Source organism: Variovorax sp. PBL-E5 (genome assembly GCF_901827185.1).
In the GTDB taxonomy this organism is placed as follows: Bacteria; Pseudomonadota; Gammaproteobacteria; order Burkholderiales; family Burkholderiaceae_C; genus Variovorax.
Map to the genome: position 1 here is coordinate 2,152,730 of NZ_LR594671.1, position 20,415 is coordinate 2,173,144.

The 20,415-nt window shown below is 67.4% G+C and carries 18 protein-coding genes; 15 read left to right on the forward strand and 3 right to left on the reverse strand.

The window, feature by feature from the left end; translation table 11 throughout:
- The first annotated feature begins 27 nt into the window (after positions 1–27).
- The 10 genes from WDLP6_RS10545 to WDLP6_RS10590 all read left to right on the forward strand — a co-directional run bounded on the left by WDLP6_RS10545 (position 28) and on the right by WDLP6_RS10590 (position 12,498).
- Positions 28–1,755, forward strand: a complete 1,728-nt coding sequence (locus WDLP6_RS10545) for an ABC transporter permease (RefSeq protein ID WP_162592292.1) — start codon at positions 28–30, stop codon at positions 1,753–1,755.
- A gap of 20 nt (positions 1,756–1,775) precedes the next feature.
- A complete protein-coding gene (locus tag WDLP6_RS10550; RefSeq protein ID WP_162566957.1) occupies positions 1,776–3,089 on the forward strand; it encodes an ABC transporter ATP-binding protein in 1,314 nt (437 codons plus the stop codon).
- Positions 3,090–3,306: 217 nt separating this feature from the next.
- Complete coding sequence (locus WDLP6_RS10555) at positions 3,307–3,813, forward strand: type III secretion system chaperone (RefSeq protein ID WP_162592293.1); 507 nt, start codon at positions 3,307–3,309, stop codon at positions 3,811–3,813.
- Positions 3,814–3,824: 11 nt separating this feature from the next.
- The gene (locus WDLP6_RS10560) at positions 3,825–4,073 is read left to right on the forward strand and encodes a hypothetical protein (protein ID WP_162592294.1); all 249 of its coding nucleotides are present in this window, start codon (positions 3,825–3,827) and stop codon (positions 4,071–4,073) included.
- Positions 4,074–4,091: 18 nt separating this feature from the next.
- Positions 4,092–7,535 carry a hypothetical protein gene (locus tag WDLP6_RS10565; protein WP_197910153.1) on the forward strand — a complete coding sequence of 1,148 codons (3,444 nt, stop codon included), beginning with the start codon at positions 4,092–4,094 and terminating at the stop codon, positions 7,533–7,535.
- 217 nt (positions 7,536–7,752) lie between these two features.
- Complete coding sequence (gene rfbC / locus WDLP6_RS10570; RefSeq protein ID WP_162592295.1) at positions 7,753–8,325, forward strand: dTDP-4-dehydrorhamnose 3,5-epimerase; 573 nt, start codon at positions 7,753–7,755, stop codon at positions 8,323–8,325.
- Entirely contained in the window at positions 8,322–9,305 is a 984-nt protein-coding gene (locus WDLP6_RS10575) for a Bug family tripartite tricarboxylate transporter substrate binding protein (RefSeq protein WP_232077022.1), read from the forward strand. Before rfbC ends, WDLP6_RS10575 begins: the two co-directional genes overlap by 4 nt.
- On the forward strand, positions 9,305–10,126 hold the full coding sequence (locus WDLP6_RS10580) for a pyridoxamine 5'-phosphate oxidase family protein (RefSeq protein ID WP_162592297.1): 822 nt from the start codon (positions 9,305–9,307) through the stop codon (positions 10,124–10,126). Before WDLP6_RS10575 ends, WDLP6_RS10580 begins: the two co-directional genes overlap by 1 nt.
- A gap of 32 nt (positions 10,127–10,158) precedes the next feature.
- Positions 10,159–11,499: a Rieske 2Fe-2S domain-containing protein gene (locus WDLP6_RS10585; RefSeq protein WP_162592298.1), complete on the forward strand. Its 1,341-nt coding sequence runs from the start codon at positions 10,159–10,161 to the stop codon at positions 11,497–11,499.
- Positions 11,500–11,505: 6 nt separating this feature from the next.
- Entirely contained in the window at positions 11,506–12,498 is a 993-nt protein-coding gene (locus tag WDLP6_RS10590; protein WP_162592299.1) for a Bug family tripartite tricarboxylate transporter substrate binding protein, read from the forward strand.
- A gap of 40 nt (positions 12,499–12,538) precedes the next feature.
- Here the strand turns inward: WDLP6_RS10590 and WDLP6_RS10595 are convergent, their stop codons facing one another.
- Entirely contained in the window at positions 12,539–13,528 is a 990-nt protein-coding gene (locus WDLP6_RS10595) for a Bug family tripartite tricarboxylate transporter substrate binding protein (RefSeq protein WP_162592300.1), read from the reverse strand.
- A gap of 157 nt (positions 13,529–13,685) precedes the next feature.
- On the opposite strand from WDLP6_RS10595, the gene WDLP6_RS10600 reads away from it, so the two are divergent.
- From WDLP6_RS10600 to WDLP6_RS10615, 4 genes are all read left to right on the forward strand, one after another.
- Positions 13,686–14,672 (forward strand): protocatechuate 3,4-dioxygenase, encoded by a 987-nt coding sequence (locus WDLP6_RS10600; protein WP_197910154.1) that lies wholly within the window; start codon positions 13,686–13,688, stop codon positions 14,670–14,672.
- A gap of 20 nt (positions 14,673–14,692) precedes the next feature.
- On the forward strand, positions 14,693–15,649 hold the full coding sequence (locus tag WDLP6_RS10605) for a PDR/VanB family oxidoreductase (protein WP_162592301.1): 957 nt from the start codon (positions 14,693–14,695) through the stop codon (positions 15,647–15,649).
- A gap of 96 nt (positions 15,650–15,745) precedes the next feature.
- On the forward strand, positions 15,746–16,609 hold the full coding sequence (locus tag WDLP6_RS10610) for an IclR family transcriptional regulator (protein ID WP_162592302.1): 864 nt from the start codon (positions 15,746–15,748) through the stop codon (positions 16,607–16,609).
- A gap of 56 nt (positions 16,610–16,665) precedes the next feature.
- A complete protein-coding gene (locus tag WDLP6_RS10615; protein ID WP_162592303.1) occupies positions 16,666–18,156 on the forward strand; it encodes a carboxylesterase/lipase family protein in 1,491 nt (496 codons plus the stop codon).
- 33 nt (positions 18,157–18,189) lie between these two features.
- Here WDLP6_RS10615 and WDLP6_RS10620 read toward each other — a convergent pair whose 3' ends face one another.
- Together WDLP6_RS10620 and WDLP6_RS10625 are read right to left on the reverse strand one after the other, a co-directional pair.
- The gene (locus WDLP6_RS10620) at positions 18,190–18,549 is read right to left on the reverse strand and encodes a protocatechuate 3,4-dioxygenase (protein WP_162592304.1); all 360 of its coding nucleotides are present in this window, start codon (positions 18,547–18,549) and stop codon (positions 18,190–18,192) included.
- Entirely contained in the window at positions 18,546–19,388 is an 843-nt protein-coding gene (locus WDLP6_RS10625; RefSeq protein WP_162566967.1) for a gallate dioxygenase, read from the reverse strand. The genes WDLP6_RS10620 and WDLP6_RS10625 overlap by 4 nt, the downstream gene beginning before the upstream one ends.
- 141 nt (positions 19,389–19,529) lie before the next feature.
- Between WDLP6_RS10625 and WDLP6_RS10630 the strand changes: the two genes are divergently transcribed.
- Complete coding sequence (locus tag WDLP6_RS10630) at positions 19,530–20,414, forward strand: DUF3014 domain-containing protein (RefSeq protein WP_162592305.1); 885 nt, start codon at positions 19,530–19,532, stop codon at positions 20,412–20,414.
- Position 20,415: the final 1 nt, after the last annotated feature.

A 20,415-nucleotide genomic window follows, 5' to 3' on the forward strand; every position in this document is an offset into this window, starting at 1 on the left:
GTGAATCCGACCCGTTGCCTCCGCTCCATGTTCGACAAACGATTTTTCCCTCGCCAGGCCGTCGCCTCCGGCGGCAACCGATGGGACTGGGCGCTGCTGCCGCTGGTGCTGGCGCTGCTGTTCGCGCTCGCCTGGGGCGGCTCGCAGATGGCGCGGCCCTACCAGCTCGGCGAGTCGCTGCCGATCAGCCTCGACCCGTGGTACCTGCCTTACTACCTGCTGCGCACCACGCTGCGCATGTTCCTCGCGCTGGGCGCGTCGCTGGTCTTCAGCTGCTGCTTCGCGGCGCTGGCGGCGAAGAACCGCACCGCCGAGAAGATCCTGATCCCGGTGCTCGACATCCTGCAGTCGATCCCGATCCTGGGCTTTCTGTCCATCACGGTCACCGGCTTCATCGCGCTGTTCCCGGGCAACCTGCTGGGCGTCGAATGCGCGGCGATCTTCGCCATCTTCACCTCGCAGGCCTGGAACATGGCCTTCAGCCTCTACCAGTCGCTGCGCACCGTGCCGCCGGAACTGCGCGAGGCGGCGTCCGTGTTCCAGCTCTCGGGCTGGCATCGCTTCTGGCGGCTCGAGCTGCCCTTCGCCATGCCGGGGCTGCTGTGGAACATGATGATGTCGATGTCGGGCGGCTGGTTCTTCGTGGTCGCGTCCGAGGCGATCTCGGTGTCGAACCAGAACATCAAGCTGCCGGGCGTGGGCTCCTACATCGCGATGGCGATCGAGGCGCGTGACCTCGGCGCGATCGGCTGGGCCATCGGCGGCATGCTGATCGGCATCGTGCTCTACGACCAGCTGTTCTTCCGGCCGCTGATCGCCTGGGCCGACAAGTTCCGCTTCGAGGAAGGCAGCAGCGAGGACATGCCGAACTCCTGGCTGCTGACCTGGCTGCGCCGCACCGACCGGCTCAAGGGCCTGATGGTGCGCGCCGCGCGGCTGCTCGAACGCTCGCTGGTGCTGTTCCGGCGCGACCATGACGGCACCTCGATCAAGGCCCGCCCGCGGCCGCCCAATCCGGCCGTGGCGCGCGTGTGGGACGCCGCGATCGCCGCCGGGGTGCTGCTCGCGGTGGTGTGGCTGGCGCGCTTCATCCATGCCGAGGTCGGCTGGTCCGAGGTGGCGCATGTGTTCCTGCTCGGCTTCTACACGCTGCTGCGCGTGCTGGTGCTGATCGCGCTGGCCGCGCTGGTGTGGGTGCCGGTCGGTGTGTGGATCGGCATGAACCCGCGCTGGGCCGGGCGGCTGCAGGCGGTGGCGCAGTTCATGGCAGCCTTCCCGGCCAACCTGATGTTCCCGGTGGCGGTGGTGTTCATCGTGCGCTGGCATCTCAACCCGAACATCTGGCTCGCGCCGCTGATGGTGCTGGGCACGCAGTGGTATCTGCTCTTCAACGTGATCGCCGGCGCGTCGAGCGTGCCGACCGAGCTGCGCTACGCGGCCAGGAACCTCGGCCTGCGCGGCTGGCTGATGTGGCGGCGCTATCTGCTGCCGGCGGTGTTCCCTAGCTTCGTCACCGGTGCCATCACCGCCAGCGGCGGCTCGTGGAACGCCAGCATCGTGGCCGAATACGTGACCTGGGGCGACACCACGCTGCAGGCCGCGGGCCTCGGCAGCTACATCGCCCACATGACGGCCATCGGCGACTTCCCGCGCATCGCGCTCGGCATCGGCGTGATGTGCGTGTTCGTGATGGGCATGAACCATTTCGTCTGGCGCCGGCTCTATGAATTGGCGGAGAACAGGATGCATTTCTGATGAACGCGCGAGGAGGGCCCATGGCCGAAGCCATCGTTGAACTCAAGGGGGTGGGCAAGTCCTTCCGCTCCGCCGACGGCACTGCACGGTCGGTGCTCGAGGGCGTGGACCTGCGCCTGGCCGAAGGCGAGATCGTCGCGCTGCTGGGCCAGTCGGGCTCGGGCAAGTCGACGCTGCTGCGCATCCTGGCGGGACTGATCGGCGTCGATGCGGGCAGCGTGCGCTATCGCGGGCAACCGCTCTATGGACCGGCGCGCGGCATCGCGATGGTGTTCCAGTCCTTCGCGCTTTTTCCCTGGCTCACGGTGCAGCAGAACGTGGAGCTGGGCCTGGAAGCGCGCGGCATCGAGCCGGCCGAGCGCGCACGGCGGGCCGAGGCGGCGATCGAACTCATCGGTCTCGCGGGCTTCGAGGGCGCGCTGCCGCGTGAACTGTCGGGCGGCATGCGCCAGCGCGTGGGCATCGCGCGCGCGCTGGTGGTCGAGCCCGAGGTCCTGCTGATGGACGAAGCCTTCTCGGCGCTCGACGTGCTCACCGGCGAGCGCCTGCGCGACGACATCCTGCAGCTCTGGGGCGGCGGCGAGATGCCGACCAAGGCCATGCTCATCGTCTCGCACAACATCGAGGAAGCGGTGCTGATGGCCGACCGCGTGCTGATCTTCGCGACCGACCCGGGCCGCGTGCGCGCCGAGCTGCCGATCCGCCTGCCGCGGCCGCGCGCCGTCGAAAGCCTGGAGGTGAGGGCGCTGATCGACGAGGTCTATGCGCTCATGACAGAGAGCGTGGCCGTCGCCGGCCGCCCGGCCGACGAAGTGGTGCACATGCATCTGAGCGACCGCCTGCCCGACGCCGATGTCGGCCGCATGGAGGCCTTGCTCGAGATGCTGGTGGAGGACGGCCGCGACGGACGCGCCGACCTGCCGCAGCTGGCCGAAGAAGCCGAGCTCACCGACCACGAACTGCTGCCGCTGGCGCAGGCGCTCGCGCTGCTCGGCTTCGCGCAGCTGGCCGATGCCGACCTGCACCTCACCAGCCTGGGCCGCCGCTACGTCGAAGGCGCCCACACGCTGCGCCAGCAGCTGTTCGGCCAGCAGCTGCTGGCCCATGTGCCGCTGGCCGCGCACATCCGCCACAGCCTGGAGCAGGCCCCGTCGGGCGAGCTGCCCGAAGAGCCCTTCCTGGATCTGCTGCGCGAAAGCCTCGACGCGGTCGTGGCCGAGCGCGTGCTGCGCACCGCGATCGAGTGGGGGCGCTATGGCGAGGTGTTCGAATACGAATTCAATACCGGCCTGATCCACTTGCCGGCCGGGGAAGAGGCCGAGGCGGTGGAATAAAGCTCACCCCCCGGCCTCGCCCACTTCGTGTGGCTCTGCACCCCCTTGCAGGGGGCAACACCGGCGGACCGGCGAAGCCGGATCCGCGGTGTTTCACGAAGGGGCCTGGCTGTGCCGGCCGGGCGCTGGGCATAGACCGGCGCTGTTCGATGCAGGCGGGCTGACGCGAGGACTGAACCAAAAAGACTCTGACGTTACTCACGGCAGGCATGTATCCGTGGAGGTGCGTGCGTCCACCTATCTGCCGGAGGCAACGTCCGTGACCTTTCTTCTCGATCCTGAATACGTCAGCCAGCGCCTGAGCGAAGTGGCGCCGCAATCCGAAGCCATTGCGGCCGTGCTCCAGAACAGTGAAAGCACCTGGGCGCTCGCCTTCGACAACGACGTTGCGATGCTGATCGAGTGGGCCGACGAGCCGGCGCGCATCGTCCTCAGCGCCGACATCGGCAAGCCGCCGGCGCAACGCACCGCCGAAGTCCACGCGGCCGGGCTTTCCTACAACACCCTGTGGCGCGAAACCGGCGGCGCCAGGATCTGCATGGGTGGCGAACCCGGCGATCTGCTGCTGGTCCGCGAACTGGATGCGGACAGCGTGCGGGGCGGCGATTTCATCGGGACCCTCGAACACTTTGCAGAGCTGACGCGGTGGTGGGAGGGCTATGTCACCAGCGAAGACCTCGGCATGAACATGCCTGGAATGGCAGAGCTGACTTCACGTGCCTGAGGAGGGTGAACATGGTGCAGAACATCCAGCCATCCGCTACCACCCAGGATCTCCACAGCATCAAGGCCGATGCGAGCAAGGGCCTCAGGCGCGCGACTCAGAACGAGAGAATGCTCTATCTCAGCGCGCGCACGAAGACGAACCCGCTGCAGTCGGCCTCGGACAAGCTCAGGGGACGAAGGACTGCCCAGCACGAGGAAGCCATGTCGGCGTTCCAATCGATTGTCAGGAAAGTCAATGACCGAGCCCTCCCTGCCTGACCAAGAGGAGCGCACGCCATGCAGAACATTCAAAAGCCCGCGAGACGCGTCGAGAGTCTCGACAGCATCGTTGCCGACCTCCAAAGTGTCGTCAATTCGAACAAGAAGTATCTGACCCCCATCAAGATGGGCTCAGGCAATGGGTCCAAGACAGCGACCCGCGGCGGCGCAACGGTCGACCTCGAAGTACGCAGGACCGCCCAGCGGGATGACGCTCTTCACACCGTCGCGTCGCTGGTCGAGCAAGTCAAGCGCAACGCCCGCATGATGGACACCGGCTACGTCCAGACTGCCATCACGAGCATCGACCAGCTGCTGGCGAAAGCCAGCAGTTCCGGCGGGAACGTCCGGCTGGCGAAAATCAAGCCTCATTTGAAGGACATCATCAACGCCCATCGGGCGATGTCCATGGAGCAAGCCATGGACGTTGAGGACCGTAACAAGCACATCCAGGAGCGCATCGACGAGGCCTTGCAGCGGACCACCTCCGACGCCGCGTCGTCGTTCGACGGCTTCATGGCCGCCAATGATGTGGCGTTCGTTCACGGCAAAGCATGGAATTTTTTCGACGACACCCTGTCCATGCTCGCGCGTTCCACAAATCCATCAGCTCGGACAGAAGAACTCACGAAGTCCACCCTGCGTGATATTCCCGGCAAAGAAAAGCTGATGCAGGATATCCAGAACGCTGCCAGGCTTTCGCAAAAGATCTTCACCCGCAAAGACATCCGCGCTGACGCTCTCGGGGACCTGGACAGGGCAAGCCGGTCGTTCATCAATGGATTGGCGCCCGCCAATCTCGCGGCCGTTTCGCAGGCGATGAAAAACGGACCGATGAGCAGCATGCTCACAGTGGTCGGCACGACGATGGCGGACATGTCGCTTCGCATCGACGAGTTGTTCAGCGCAGCCGAGGGCGACCCTGCGCAGTTCGCGGCGGCGGTGGCGGAACTGCGCAGAAGCATCACCACCCATGTGAACGACCTGCGGTTTGCCGCGTACGTTTGCACCAGCGCGGAGTATCTCGCATCCATACCGGAAGAGTTCCGCGAAACGATGCGCAACTACGGCGAGACACTGCAGGAAATTGTCCTGCAGCTTCTCGATCCTCGGAGCGCACTCATGACCGTCAACAGTCTGGCGCAGGCGGCGCAGACATGGCCTGGCGAGATCCAGCAGCGACTTGCGGCGGTCACGGCACCATTGCCAACACCAACACCAACACCAACACCAACACCAACACCGAACAGGCCACCGCCCGAGACCCCGACGCAGCCTCCGCGGCGGCCACCGCCCGAGACCCCGACGCAGCCTTTGCTTCCGCCTCAACTGGCGCCCCGGGCCAACAGCACGCTGCCTTTGGTTCCGCCACCTCCCTTGCCGACCACGCCCGCGCCTGCGTCTGTTTCGCCGCCCTTGGTTGCGCCACCCCCCTTGCCAACGCCTGTGCCTGTGCGCCCCAATGTCGCAGGTCGCGTGCGTCGTGTCGGCCAGCGCCTTGCCAGACAGCTGTCCCCCGCCAGCCGAACCAACGATGCCAGGCAGCCCATCGAGCCGTTGCGCAGAGGCGCCGCCAAAGTCCAGCAGGACGGTATCGATCGGTACGCTGCGGAAATACGCAAGCCCCGCACGCTCGGTACCCGGGCCACGATCGATGCATTCCAGGCCACCAGCGGTCTGCACTTCGTTGGCGAGAAGGCGCAGCACGTCTTCAGCGACATCCGCGACTCGCTCAAGACACCTTCTGGCCTGCCTGCAGGCGCCGGGACCGGCAGTTCAGCCGCCGGCTCCGCAAACCCGGAAAAGCTTGAGCTGATGGAAGACATCAAGATCGGCGCATCGCGGGCGGCGAAGATCGGCCCATCCAGCCGCAAGGACTACGAGAAGTTCGCCGCCGTCACTCAGTCGTTCATCGAGCAGATGCCTGCCGGCCCCGAGCCTGCCTCCTACCGCATGGCGGCGGATGCGACGCAGAGCCTTCTCGGGTCGATCGACGATTTCGCGGAGAGATTGCCTACCTGGCTTGACGCTTTCCTGTCCGAAGACGATCCCGTCAAATTCGCCCAGAAAGCAAAGGCTTTGGAGCAAACCATGCTTTCGCAATTGAACCAGCTGCAGTTTGCGTCGCAGCTCTTCACCGACGAGAACTACCTCGCTCGATGGCCGGCAGATCAGCGGATGGCGCTGCGCGAGCTTGGCGAGAGTTTCCAGCAGATCGCGCTGAGGCTTTTCGATCCCGATGGGGCCTTCGCGGCCACCTATGGTCTGGCTCAGGCTGCGATAGCTTCGCCGGCAGAGGTCTTGCAGCAATTGCGATCGGCGATGCCAGCGCCGCCTTCTGACGTGCCGCCGCCGCCGTTCAAGCAGGAGGCTGAGTCGTCATTGCCATTGCCATTGCCATTGCCATTGCCATTGCCATTGCCATTGCCGGGCGATGGCGTGCCCGACAGCGCTCTGCCTTCCGCGAACTCCTCGGAGTTCGGGGAAGTCCCCCCACCTCTGGATTTCCCTCCGCCTCTTCCTGTGCCATCCACGGCTTCGCCCGCATCGACGTCGACCACGCCCGGGCCTGCGCTTGCGCGTCCCAATGTCGCAGACCGCGTGCGTCGTGTCCGTCGGCGGATCGCCGACGGATTGTTCCCCGCCCGGAACAGCAAGTCATCCACTGCGGCGGCGCCGCGACGTGAGCAGCTTGCTGCTGCCAATCACGACCGCATCAATGTTTTGCGTTCTCAGATGGAGCAACAGCCCAGCACGTCCGATATCCCAGGCACGATCAACGGGTTCATGGCCGCCATTGGGCCGCGCATTGTCGACCGCAACGTGAAGCACCACGTCTTTCGCGATATTGGCCGGTCGATCCCGGCGTCCTCGGCGCCCACATCTGAATTGATGCAGCACGTCAAGACTGGTGAATTGCGCGCACAGCAAATCAGCCAGTCAAGCCAGGCAAAACTCGAGAGCTTCATCAAGATCACCGACTCCTTTGTCAGGCAGATGCCCGCCGGCCCTTACCGCATGCCGTCGGCGCAGGCCGCGAGGACCATGCTTTCATCGATCCGCAGGTCCATGGCGGCAATGTCCGTGCCGCTGGAAAATCTCTTGCTCGGAAAAATATTCTTCATCCAAGACGCGCGGGCACTGAAGGATGCCGTGCTCTCTCAATTGAATGCGCTGCAGTTTGCGGCGGCACTGTTCACCGACGAGAACTACATTGCTCAATTGCCAGCCGATCAACAGAAAGATCTGCGCGAGTTTGGCGAGAGTTTCCAGAACATTCTGCTGAACCTTCTCGCCCCAGAAGGCGCTTTCGCCGCCATCTATCGGCTGGTCCAAGCTGCGGAAGCGTCGCCCGACGAGGTCATGCGCCAACTTGCAGTGGCAGTGGAGGCGCGGTCTTCGTCGGCTCCTCCCGAAGATCTGCCTCCGACGCCGACCGGCTTTCCGTTCCAGGGAAACTGATCCGCGGCAGTCGACGTGATCGCGGCCGCCAGTGCCGCATCGGGCAAAGAACCGATGGCGCAAAGGCCCGGCCCGGGCGGCGCCATGGCAGCCATGCATTCCCGTGCCTCGCGGCCGATCGCGCCGGCTCCCGGCGCTTTCGCTGTGCCTGCGCGTTGCGCAATTTCAAAAATGGAATTATATTCTGATAACAAATTGACAAGGCATCGCTGCAACGATGGAGACGCAAGCACTCGGCCTCGCAGGCCTGTTCGTCATCGCGCCCGATGTGAGCGCCGACGCGAACGGCCGCTACAGCTACTACTACAGCGAGCGTGCGTTCGCCGAGGCCGGCGCGGCATCGCACTACGTGCAGGAGCACGCCTCCTTCTATCCGCAGCGCCATACCGTGCGCGGCCTGCATTTCCAGAAGCCGCCGCACGCGCAGCACAAGGTGGTGCGGGTCGCGCGCGGCCGCATCTGGGATGTGTGCGTCGATGTCCGGCGCGGTTCGCCGACCTATGGCTGGCATGCGGCGGTGGAACTCGCCGCCGGCGACTGGCGGCAGCTGCATGTGCCGCCGGGTTTCGCGCACGGCTTCTGCACGCTCGAGCCTGATTGCGAAATCGTGTTCCGGCTCACTGATTACAACGACCGTGCCTTCGCCGGCGGCCTGCGCTGGAACGACCCCGCGCTCGGCATCGACTGGCCCTGCGGCGATGCGCCGGGCTTCGTCTTCCCGGTGGACCGTGAATGGCCGCTGCTCGACACACTGGATTCACCCTTCCACGCTGGAGACATGCCGCAATGATCACACGCCGAGCAACCCTTCATGGCCTGGCTGCAGGCGCTGCCGCGATGATCGCCGGACCCGCGCTGGCGCAGGACGACAAGTCACCGGTCACGCTGCTGGTCGGTGCCGCATCGTCGATGGACTTCACTGCGCGGCTCATTGCCGAACAGCTGCGCGAGCCGCTGGGCCGCCCGGTCATCGTGCTGAGCAAGCTCGGCGCGGGCGGTCGCGTGGCGTTGCAGGAGCTCAAGCGCTCGGCACCCGACGGCCGCACGCTGATGTTCTCCACCAGCAGCCCGTTCGCGATCTATCCGAACATCTACACCAAGCTGGACTACGACCCCGTGACCGACTTCACGCCGATCGCAGGCGTCTGCTGGTTCGATGTCGGGATCGCCACCGGGCCGTCGACCGGCGTCACCGACATCCACCAACTCATCGGCTGGGCCAAGACCCGAACCCAGGAAGGCGCCAGCGTCGTCTACGGCGCGGCGCCCGGCGCGGGCTCGTCGTCGCACTTCGCCGGCATCGCCATGGCGCTGGCCAGCGGCGTGCCGATGACGCCGGTGCAGTACAAGGACAGCGGCGTCGGCATCGTCGACCTGGCGGCCGGCCGGCTGCCGATCATGATCACCGGCACGAGTCCGTTGGTCGAGATGCACAAGTCCGGCAAGATCCGCCTGCTCGCGGTGTCGGGCGAGCAGCGATCGCCCCTCGTGCCCGAGGTGCCGACGCTGAAGGAGTCCGGCCTCGACATCACCATCCAGAACTCCGCCGGCCTCTATGCGCCCGCGAAGATGCCGCGCGACATGGTGGAGCGTCTCTACGGTGCGGTGATGCCGATGCTGCAGAAGGCCGACATGCGCGACAAGATGATCGGGCAGGGCATGGCGCCTTCGCCGATGAATGGCAGCCAGCTCGCGGCCTCGCTGGCGGGCGAGCGCAAGCGCTACGCGGCCCTGGTGAAGGCCAGCGGCTACGTGCCGGAGGCGCTGTGATGAGCGATGCACGCATGACGACGGCGCAGCGCTTTCTGGACGCGCTGGCCGCGCCGCAGGGCACTGGGGCCGACGCGCTGATGCCCTTGCTCCATCCGGACGTTCGCCTGATGCGCCTGGGCAAGACCGTGGACGGCACGGCCGCGGTGATCGACGAACTGCGGCAGGGCGCGAATGGCGAGCTGTCGCGCCGTCTGCAATGGCAGGCGCCGCAGCCGGTGGTGGACAGCGTGGTGCGTCTTGTCGGCGAGCGGCGCCCCGGCGAGCGCGATCGCGGCCTGGTCGTCACGCTCGGCTTCGACGGCGATGCGATCGCGCTGGTGCAGCAACAGCGCACCCCACCGCCACCGCCCGATGCGCAGCCGCTCGTGCTGCCGGCGTCGCTCAAGCGAATGATCGACCACGCGCTGGTCGAGCGCCATCCGATGCTGGTCGCCTACAGCGATCCCGAAGGCCAGCCGGTGCTGAGCTTTCGCGGCTCGGTGCAGGCTTACGGCGACGACCAACTCGCGATGTGGATCCGCAGCCCCGACGGCGCCTTCATCCGTGCGATCCGCCACAACCCGAAGCTGGCGCTGGTCTACCGCAACGAGGAGACCAAGGCGACCTACAACTTCCAGGGCCGTGCGCGCGTGAGCGATCTCGGGAGCGATCGCCGGCGCGTCTTCGATGCATCGCCCGAGGCCGAGCGCGGCCACGATTTCGCGATGCTCGGCGTGGTGGTGCTGGTGGACCTGGACCGGGTCGAAGGCTATGCGGGCCTCGGTCCGGCGGGGCAGGTCGACCAGATCCGGCTGGTGCGCGGCACGGTGCCGAACTGATTTTTTCTTTTCTCAACTCACATGGAGCGGATATGAAGGCAGGCAAAGACAGCGAGGAACTGACCCGGGTCGGTCCGGGCACGGTGATGGGCAACTTCATGCGCCAGTACTGGATACCGGCGGCCAAGTCGAGCGAGCTCGGCGTCGACGGTACGCCGATGCGTCTGCTGCTGCTGGGCGAGAAACTGGTTGCGTTCCGCGACAGCAGCGGCCGCGTCGGCGTGATGGACCACCAGTGCCCGCACCGCTGCGCGTCGCTGGTGCTGGGGCGCAACGAGGAAGACGGCATCCGCTGCATCTACCACGGCTGGAAGTTCGATGTCGACGGCAACTGCGTCGACATGCCCAGCGTGCCGCCGAGCCAGGACTTCAAGGAGAAGGTGAAGGCGCGCGCCTACAAGGCGGTCGACCGCAACGGCATCCTCTGGGTCTACATGGGCGAGCACCAGGACGCGCCGCCGCCGATGCCGATGGTCGAGGCCACGCTGCTCGAAGAGCACGAGGTGGATCTGTTCTTCATGCAGCGCGCCTGCAACTGGATGCAGGCGCTGGAAGGCGACATCGACACTTCGCACTTCGGCTTCCTGCACGTCGGCCACCTCGATCCGGACAACGTGCCCGAAGGCCATCCGCTGCAGCACACGGCGAGCGAGCGCGCACCCGAATACCACGTGCAGGACACGCCCTGGGGCACCACCTACGGCGCCTACCGCACCGTGCGGCCCGAGACCATCTACTGGCGCTTCGCCAACTACATGTTCCCGTTCTGGACGCAGACGCCGCAGGGCGAATTCCCGCGCAACATCCAGGCCCGCGCCTGGGTGCCGCTGGACGACGAGCACGTGATGATGATCTTCTGGCGCCAGCGCAGCAGCATGCCCGGCAGCGGCGCGCCGCTGAAGGACGGCAAGCCGCTGGCCGGCTCCAAGCCGCAGCCGGATTTCCTGCCGGTCTCCACCGAGTGGCTGGGCCGCTACCGCATCAAGGCCAACGAGTCGAACGACTGGCTGATCGACCGCGAAGCGCAGCGCACCGGCCGCATCTATTCGGGCATCGACCACATCGGTTCGCAGGACCAGGCCGTGACCGAGAGCATGGGGCCGATCACCGACCATTCGAAGGAACACCTCGGCCCCGGCGACCTGATGATCGCCCGCACGCGGCGCCGCGCGCTGCAGGCCGCGCGCGCCTTTCGCGACGGCGCGCCGGCGCCGGGCATCGCCACGCCCGAGGTCATGATGGCGGCGCGCAGCGGCTACTTCGAGATGCACCAGTCGGTCGATTGGCAGAAGGCTTATGCCGACATGATGCGCACCGCGCAGCGCGCGCCCAAGGCGCCCAAGGTGCCGGCCGAATCGGCGATGGCGAAGTAGTCGGCCGTGTCGCACGAAGACCCCGAAAGCCGCGGGCGCCGCGAGGCCTTGCGCGCTTTGGGCGCGGGTGCACTGGCACTCGCGGCCGGCGGCGCGCGCGCCGAGGACGACAAGTCGCCGATCCGCATGCTGTGCGGCATCTCGGCCGGCTCGGGCAACGACTTCACCGCGCGCCTGGTGGCCGACAGCATGCGCGAGGCGCTGGGCCGCCCGGTGGTGGTGGACAACAAGCCGGGCGCCGGCCAGCGCATCGCGCTCGGCGAGCTCAAGCGTGCGGCGCCGGACGGGCGCACGCTCATCCTGTGCACCACCGGGCCTTTCACCATCTATCCGCACATCTACAAGAAGCTCGACTACGACCCGGTCAAGGACTTCACGCCGATCGGTGCGGTGGCCTCCTTCGACGTCGGCATCGCCAGCGGTCCGCTGACGCATGCGACGACCATTCAGCAGCAACTGGCGATGGCGCGCAGCGACAAGTCGCTCGCGGCCTTCGGCTCGCCGGGCAATGGCTCGCTGTCGCATTTCGTCGGCATCGCCACGGGCATCGCGACCGGGATCCAGTTCACGCATGTGCCCTACAAGGACAGCGGCACCTCGGTGGTGGATCTGGCCAGCGGCCGGCTGCCGATGCTGATCACCGGCGTGAGCCAGCTGGTCGAGATGCACAGGTCGGGCCGCATCCGCATCCTGGCGGTGTCGGGCGCGCAGCGCTCGCCTTCGCTGCCCGACGTGCCCACGCTGAAGGAAAGCGGCATCGACGTCAGCAACACCACGACCTGCGGCGTCTACGGACCCGCGGGCATGGCGCCGGAACTCGTGCAGCGCTTCAATGCGGCCGCGGTGGCTGCGGTGCAGGGCCAGGAGGCGCGCGACAAGCTGCTGAAGTTCCTGTTCGCGCCGGCGCCGTCGAGCGCGCAGGCTTTGTCGACGCTGATGGCCGGCGAGGACCGCGAATTCGCGCGGCTGGTGAAATTGAGCGGCTACCAGCCGGAGTGAAGCGGGGCAGGGCGGCGCATCGCCTGTGCTGCGGATGAACTCAGGTTTCCTGCGGCACGTAGCCGCTCGCCTTCACCAGCATCCCGAAATGCTTTCGCTCCGACACCAGCGAGGCCGCGAGCGTCTTGCCGTCGGTGTAGGCCGGCGTCATGCCCTGCTGCCTCATCTTCTCGAGCGTCGCGGGCTTGGTGAACATCGGCGCGAGCGCGTCGTGCAGTGTGGCGACCAGCTTGGGCGACATGCGCGCCGGGCCGAACAGGCCGGTCGTCGTGGAACTGCTCAGGTTGATGCCGGTCTCCTTCAGCGTCGGCACCTCGGGCACCAGCGGCGAGCGCTGTTCGCCCGAGACGGCGAGGATCCTGATCTTGCCGTTCTTGTGCATCTCGACCAGCGGCTGCAAGCCGGTGATCATCATCGGCAGCCGGCCCGCAGCCAGGTCGATGATGCCCACGCCGCTGTCCTTGTAAGGCACGTGCTCCATCGGCGTGTGCGTCGCGAGCGAGATCGAGATGCCGAAGAACTGCGACAGCGAGCCATTGCCGGGCGCGGAGCCGAACACCGCGTCCTTTCCCTTGGCCTTGGCCCAGGCGATCATCTGCTTCATGTCCTGCGCGCCGGTGGCCGGGCCGGTGGCGACGGCGACGTCGAAGTTCGAGACGCCCGCGATCGGCGTGAAGTCGCGGTCGGGGTCGTAGTCGAGCCGGGTGTAGATGTGCGGATAGATGCAGAACGGGCCGTTGGTCGCGAACAGCAGGGTGCGGCCGTCGGGCGCCGCGTGCCGCGCCTCGGCCAGCGCGATGCGCTGCCCGGCGCCGAGCTTGCTCAGCGTGATGGCAGGGCGGCCGAGCGATTCGGTCAGCTGGTCGGCGATCATGCGGGCCGTGAAGTCCATCGACGAAGCGGCGCCGACCAGCACCGTGATGGCCGCCTTGTCGTCCTGCGCGAGCGCACGGTCGGCAGCCAGCCAGAATGCGCCGGCCGCGAGGCCCTTGAGCGTGGTGCGGCGCGTCGTCGAGGTGGAGTCACTCACGGCTTGTCTCCTGCTTTTTAGAAATGGAATTTACTTCCGAAAAACAATCGATGTCAAACGGGATTTCACCCAAGCCGCGCGGCTCGGCGTCCGTGTCGTTCGGGGTTGAATAACAGAATATAATTCCAAAATCGAAACACCTGGGATGCATCCTCTCATGGCCAAGATCGTCCTCGGCATCGGTTCGTCGCACACGCCGATGCTCAATGCGCCCCTCGCGGACTGGACCCGCTTCATCGAACGCGACCGGGCGCGCGCCCATCTCGACAAGGCCGGCAATCCGGTGAGCTACGACGAGCTCGCGAAGATCGCCGGCGACAGCATCGCGCCCGAGCTGCGTCCCGAGGTGCTGGCCCAGCGCCATGCGGCCGCGGCGGCGCAGGTCGAGAAGCTGGCCGGCGTGCTGCGGCGCGCCGAGCTCGACACGCTGATCATCGTCGGCGACGATCAGAAAGAGCTCTACGACACCGACAACCTGCCCTCGGTGCTGGTCTACCACGGCAACAGCATCCGCAACGTGCCGCTGCACACCAACCATCCCGGCCCCGACTGGTCGCGTGCCGCGGCCGCGCGCTACTACGAGCGCGAGACGCCGAAGGACTATCCGGTCGACACCGAACTGGCGAACCATCTGATCGGCCAGCTGGTGGAGCGCGAGTTCGACGTCTCGGTGGCCGACACGATCGCCGACGGCTACGGCGAAGGCCATGCCTTCGGCTTCGTGCACAACCGCCTGCTCAACGGCGCGACGGTGCCGGTGGTGCCGATCTTCCTCAATACCTACTACCCGCCGAACCAGCCGACGCCGCAGCGCTGCCACCGGCTCGGCCAGGAACTGCGAAGGGCGGTGGAAAGCCTGCCGCGCGATGCCCGCGTGGGCGTGATCGCTTCGGGCGGCCTGAGCCACTTCACCATCGACGAAGAATTCGATGGCCGCATCATCCGTGCGCTGCGCGAACGCGATGCGCAGGCGCTCCACGACCTGCCGCGCAGACAGCTCAACTCGGGCAACTCCGAGATCCGCAACTGGATCTGCATGGCCGGCGCGGTCGAGCATCTGGCGCTGGATTCGCTCGAATACATTCCGGCCTATCGCACGCCGGCCGGCACGGGAACGGGTCTGTGCTTCGCGGTCTGGAACTGAATCCCGGCGTAGAGGCCGGCATGCGCACCGCACCGGCGCAAACGCTGCGACTGCGCCTCATCGGCATCCGCTACGCGGCGCACGGCATTCACCTCCTCGAGTTCGGCCGGCCCGACGGCGCCGCGCCGCTGCCGGCCTTCACACCCGGCGCACACGTCGATCTGCATCTGGCCAACGGCCTGGTGCGCCCCTATTCGCTGGTGAATCCACCCGAAGACAGTGAACGCTACGTGGTCGCGGTCAAGCGCGACCCCGCGAGCCGCGGCGGCTCGGCCTTCGTGCACGAGGTACTGCGCGTCGGTGCGGAGCTGGAGGTTGGCGTGCCGCGCAACAACTTCGAGCTGCACGCAGGCTCGGCGCAGGCGGTCTTCATCGCCGGCGGCATCGGCATCACGCCGATCGCCTGCATGGTGGACCGGCTGCGCCGCGACGGGCGCTCGTGGGAACTGCACTACAGCGTGCGCGAGCGCAGGGAAGCGGCCTTCGTCGAGGAACTGGGCGACGATCGCGTGCATCTCCATGTCGATGCCGAAAGCGCTGGCGCGCTGCTCGACATCGCGGCCATCGTTGCCGCGGCGCCTGCGGATGCGCATCTGTACTGCTGCGGTCCGGCACCGATGCTCGATGCCTTCGAGGCCGCGGCCGGCGGCCGGCCGCCGGCCTGCGTGCATGTCGAGCGCTTCGCGCCGGTCGCGCCCGGTGCCACCGGGGGCGGCTACACCGTGCGGCTTGCGGCCTCGAAGCGCAGCATCCCCGTCGCACCGGGCCGGACGATCCTCGAAGCGCTGCGCGAGGCCGGCGTCGAAGTCCAGGCCTCGTGCGAACAGGGCATCTGCGGCACCTGCGAGACGCGCGTGCTCGGCGGCTTGCCGGACCATCGCGACAGCCTGTTGTCCGCCGAAGAAAGAAAGAGCAACCGCGTGATGATGATCTGCTGCTCGGGCAGTCTGGGCGGCGAACTCGTGCTCGACCTCTGAAGGCGCCGCACGATGCCGAGCCTCGACCGCGCGGGCCCCTTGCTAGAATCGGCCGCGCTCGCAGCGCCGTTCAGCCACCGAACAAGGAGAGGGGCCTTGGGTCGTCCCAGTCGAAAAGACAAGATCGTCCAGCCGGACTATTCCGAAGGCATCCAGATCAAGACGGAGGATGAGGATCCGCGCTTCAACAACGCGCTCGCCCGCGGCCTCGCCATCCTTCGCGCATTCCATGTCGACATCAAGCTCCTGGGCAACCTCGAGATCGCGGAGCTGACCGGGCTTCCCAAATCCACCGTCTCGCGCCTGAGCTTCACGCTGACGCAACTGGGCTACCTGCGCTATCGCCCCGAGTTCGGCAAGTACGAACTCGCGGCCGGTGTCGTGGGGCTGGCCTATCCCTATCTGGCGGGGCAGGTGGTGCCGCCGGTCGCGCGGCCGCTGATGGTCGAGCTGGCCCTCAAGTCGAAGACCAACGTGGGCCTCGGCGTGCAGGAGGGCATGAGCGTGCTCTACCTGGAATACGCGCTCGGCGAGGCCAATCCCAATCGCCTGCAGCGCGCCGGTTTTCGCGTGCCGCTGGTGCGCACCGGCATGGGCCGCGCCTGCATCGCCGGCATGCGCCCCGAGCAGCGCGAGCAGTTCTATGTGGAGCTGCGCGAGCACTACAAGCGTGAGTGGCCGAAGCTCCACGACGAGCTCGAGGACGCGGCCGGTCAGGTGCAGACGCGCGGCTTCTGCATCGCGGCCGGCACCTTCCGGTCGACCACCAACTCGGTGGCCGTGCCCTTCATCCATGGCGACGGCCAGACCATCATGGCGTTCAACTGCCAGGGCCATTCGCAGACCCACACGCCCGACGCCATGCTGCGCAACGGCAAACGCCTGCTGGAGCTGACGGCCGAAGTCCGCCGCCGGCTGGCCGACGCGCCGCACGGCCACGGGCCTTCGCTCGGACACTGAAGTCCGGGTGCCTGCGTCGGGCATCGACGTCGTTGATGAATGGAATTAAGTTTCAAATGAGCGAGCGACAAGACGATCTGATCGTGGCGACCCGCGACGGCACGGTGGCCGGTGCCCGGGCCTCCGGCACGGCCGGCGTGCGGGCCTGGAAGGGCATTCCCTATGCGGCGCCGCCGGTCGGCGCGCTGCGCTGGCGTGCGCCGCAGGCGCCTGCCGCATGGGACGGCGTGCGCCCCGCGCTGGAGTTCGGCCCCGACTTTCCGCAGGCGCCGATGCCGGCCTCGCGTGCGCCCTCGATGAGCGAGGACTGCCTGTACCTCAACGTCTGGTCACCCGCCGGCGCCGCGCCGGGCTCGCTGCCCGTGATGGTCTGGGTGCACGGCGGCGGCTTCGTCGGCGGCAGCGGTGCCGATGCGCGCTGCGAGGGCACGCAGATGGCGCGCGAGGGCGTGGTGGTGGTGAGCTTCAACTACCGCTCGGGCATGTTCGGCTTCCTCGCACATCCGGCGCTCAGCCGCGAGTCGGGGCAGGGCGTGTCCGGCAACTACGGCTTGCTGGATCAGCTGCAGGCGCTGGCCTGGGTGCGCGACAACATCGCGGCCTTCGGCGGCGATCCGCGGCGCGTGACGGTGTTCGGCGTCTCGGCCGGGTCGGCGTCGATCTCGCTGCTGCTGAGTTCGCCGATGGCCCAGGGCCTGTTCCAGCAGGCGATCCTGCACAGCCCGGGCGCGGGGCGTCCGCTGGCCACGCTGGCTGATGCGGAAGGTGTCGGCCGCAGCCTCGACGAGGACATCGATGCGCTGCGCCGCCTGAGCGCCGCCGAGGTCTTCGCGCTGACCGCGAAGTGCTCGCCCAAGGTGCGCGGCCTCACCACGCCGCGCGTGCTGCGGCCGATCTGCGACGGCTGGCTCATTCCCGAGGACGAACGGACGGCCTTCAAGGCCGGCCGCATCCACGCAATGCCGCTCATCGTCGGCACCAATGCCGACGAGGGCACGCTGCTCACCGCCAGCTGGCCGATCGATACGGTGGACGACTATCGCCGCATGGTCGAGGCCAACTTCGGCGGTGCCGTGCAGGAAGCGCTGGCGCTCTATCCGGCAGGCAGCGACTTCGAAGCCCGCGCGGCCATCGCGCGGATCTTCGCCGACACGCAGTTCAACCATGGCGCGCGCCTGCTGGCGCAGACCATGAGCCGGCGCGAGCCGCGCACCTGGCGCTATGTGTTCACGCGGCGGCGGCCCGGGCAGCTCGACGGTCCCCACCATGGCGACGAGGTCGCGCACGTGTTCGGCCATCTCGCGGCCGGCCGCAGCGCGCAGCCGGAGCCCTTCGACGCGACCGACGTGGCGGTCTCGCAGGCCATGCGCTCGGCCTGGATCGCGTTCGCGCGCAGCGGCGATCCCAATGCGCCGGGCCTGGCCGCATGGCCGGCCTATGCACCGGACGCGGATGCGCACATCGAGTTCGGCGACCGCGTCGGCACCGGCCGGGCATGGCATGCCGCGCCGCTCGAATTCCTGGACAGCTACCTCGACCGGCGCTGAAGAAGCCGGCGCGGCGATGAGGCCGCGCGCCCTTCAGCGCGCGTCCGGCACGCGCCGCGTCTTCATGAAATCCTCGAAGCTCTCGCCGCGCATCTTCGCGTAGACCTCGAGGTTGCTCATCTTCACCACGCGCGCGAATTTCTCGAGCACGAAGAAGTTGGTGCCGTAGCGCACCAGGCCCAGCCAGTCGCGCGTGCGCACCAGCGCCTTCTCCTCCTCGCTCAGGGCTTCGCGGCGCATCGCTTCTTCCTCGTCGCGCAGGAACAATTCGCGATGCTCGGCGCGCGCCAGGTGCCAGAAGAAACGGTTGATGCGCAGCGTGCGCAGGCTCGCCTTCAGATCGAAGGGGTAGGTGCCCGCGATCGACTCGATGCCTTCGAGCTGCGCGTTCATGCGGCGAGCTCCTCGTAGAGCGTGACCGTCATCGCGGTGGTGGTCGCCAGGTAGTAGTTGCGGTGCAGCTGGCGAATGCGCGGCGCGAGCGCGCCACGCATCGCCAGCCACATGATGACCTCGGCCCCTTCGGCGCCGCCGAGGCGCACGTAGTCCACGTGCCTGAGCTTCGTGAGTGCCTCGGGCTCGTGCTCCAGCAGATCGAGGAAGCGCAGATCCCACTCGGTGTTGTTGAAGCCGGTGCGCTCGCCATGGATCTGGTGCGAGAGGCCGCCGGTGCCGACCACCGCGACGCGCAGATCGCCGGGGTACGACTGCACGGCGCGGCGCACCGCCTGGCCCAGCTTGTAGCAGCGCAGCGCGGTCGGCAGCGGGTACTGGAGCACGTTGATCTGGATCGGGACGATCGCGCCCGGCCAGCCCTCGGCATGCGGCCACAGCAGCGGCAACGGCGAATGGCAGCCGTGGTCGAGCGGGCGGTCCTGGAACACCGTCATGTCGAACTCGTCGTTGACCAGCGATTCGGCCAGGTGCACCGCGAGATCGGAATGCCCCGGGATCGGCGGCAGCGGCCGCAGCCCGGCGCCTTCGTCGGCCAGCGCGTGCAGTGCGCCGATGCCGATCGCGAAGGTCGGATAGCAATCGAAGAAGAAGCTGTTGGCGTGGTCGTTGTAGAACACGATCAGCACGTCGGGCCGCTGTTCGGCGAGCCACTTCGCCACCGGCTTGTAGCCTTCGAACAGCGGTGCCCAGGCCGGCTCGTTCTGGCGTCCCTTGTCGTAGGTCACGCCGATCGTGGGCACATGCGAGGTACCGATGCCGCCGATGATGTGTGCCAACGCGCTGCTCCTGAAAATGACAATGGAATTGTATTCCGCGCATGTGAAGGCACTGGGCGTCACAGGGCGTTACGGCGCGGCGAAACGCAGTGGTATCCAATGGACAATGACCGTTGCCAACCGATGAAAGGAACACGCCCCATGTCCGAACGGGACCCCACGGAATTCAGGCCGGGCCGCGAGTCCTCGCCCTGGACCTTCGTCATCATCGTGCTCGTGCTGATCGCGGCCGGCGCCGGATGGTGGTACGGGTCGCAGCGGCAGGTGGAACCGCCGCCACCGCCGCCGGCCGCATCCGCGCCGCCGTCGGACAACCCGCCTGCGCCCGCACCGGCCGCGGTCGCGTCGGGTCCGCAGAACCCCGTCGACGCGCTGGCCGCGCCCGACGCCGCCTTGCCCGCGCTGGCCGATGCCGATGCACAGGTCAGCGCCGCGCTCACCGATTTGCTCGGCAAGAAGTCGGTGGCCTCCTTCCTGCAGCTCGATGGCTTCGTGCGCCGCTTCGTCGCCACCGTGGACAACCTGCCGCGCGCGCAGGCGCCGGCCCGCGTGTGGCCGCTGAACCCGGCGCCGCAGCGCTTCACCGTGCAGGGCGAGGGCGACAACCAGACCATCAGCGCCGACAACGGCAGCCGCTACACGCCCTTCGTGTTGTTCGCCGAGTCGGTCGATACGGCGCGCGCGGTGGCGGTCTATGCGCGGCTCTATCCGCTGTTCCAGCAGGCCTACGAAGAGCTGGGCTATCCGGGGCGCTACTTCAACGACCGGCTGGTGGCGGTGCTCGACCATCTGCTGCAGGCGCCCGAGCCTTCGGGGCCGGTCCGCGTCACGTTGACCGAGGTCAAGGGCGACCAGGCGCCCGATCGGCCCTGGGTCCGCTACGAATTCGCCGATCCTCAGCTGCAGGCGCTGTCGGCCGGGCAGAAGATGATGGTGCGCATGGGGCCGGTCAACGAGCGGCGCATGAAGACGAAGCTGTCGGAGCTGCGGCGCCAGATCGCGACCGGCGCGATGGCGAAGAAGTAGG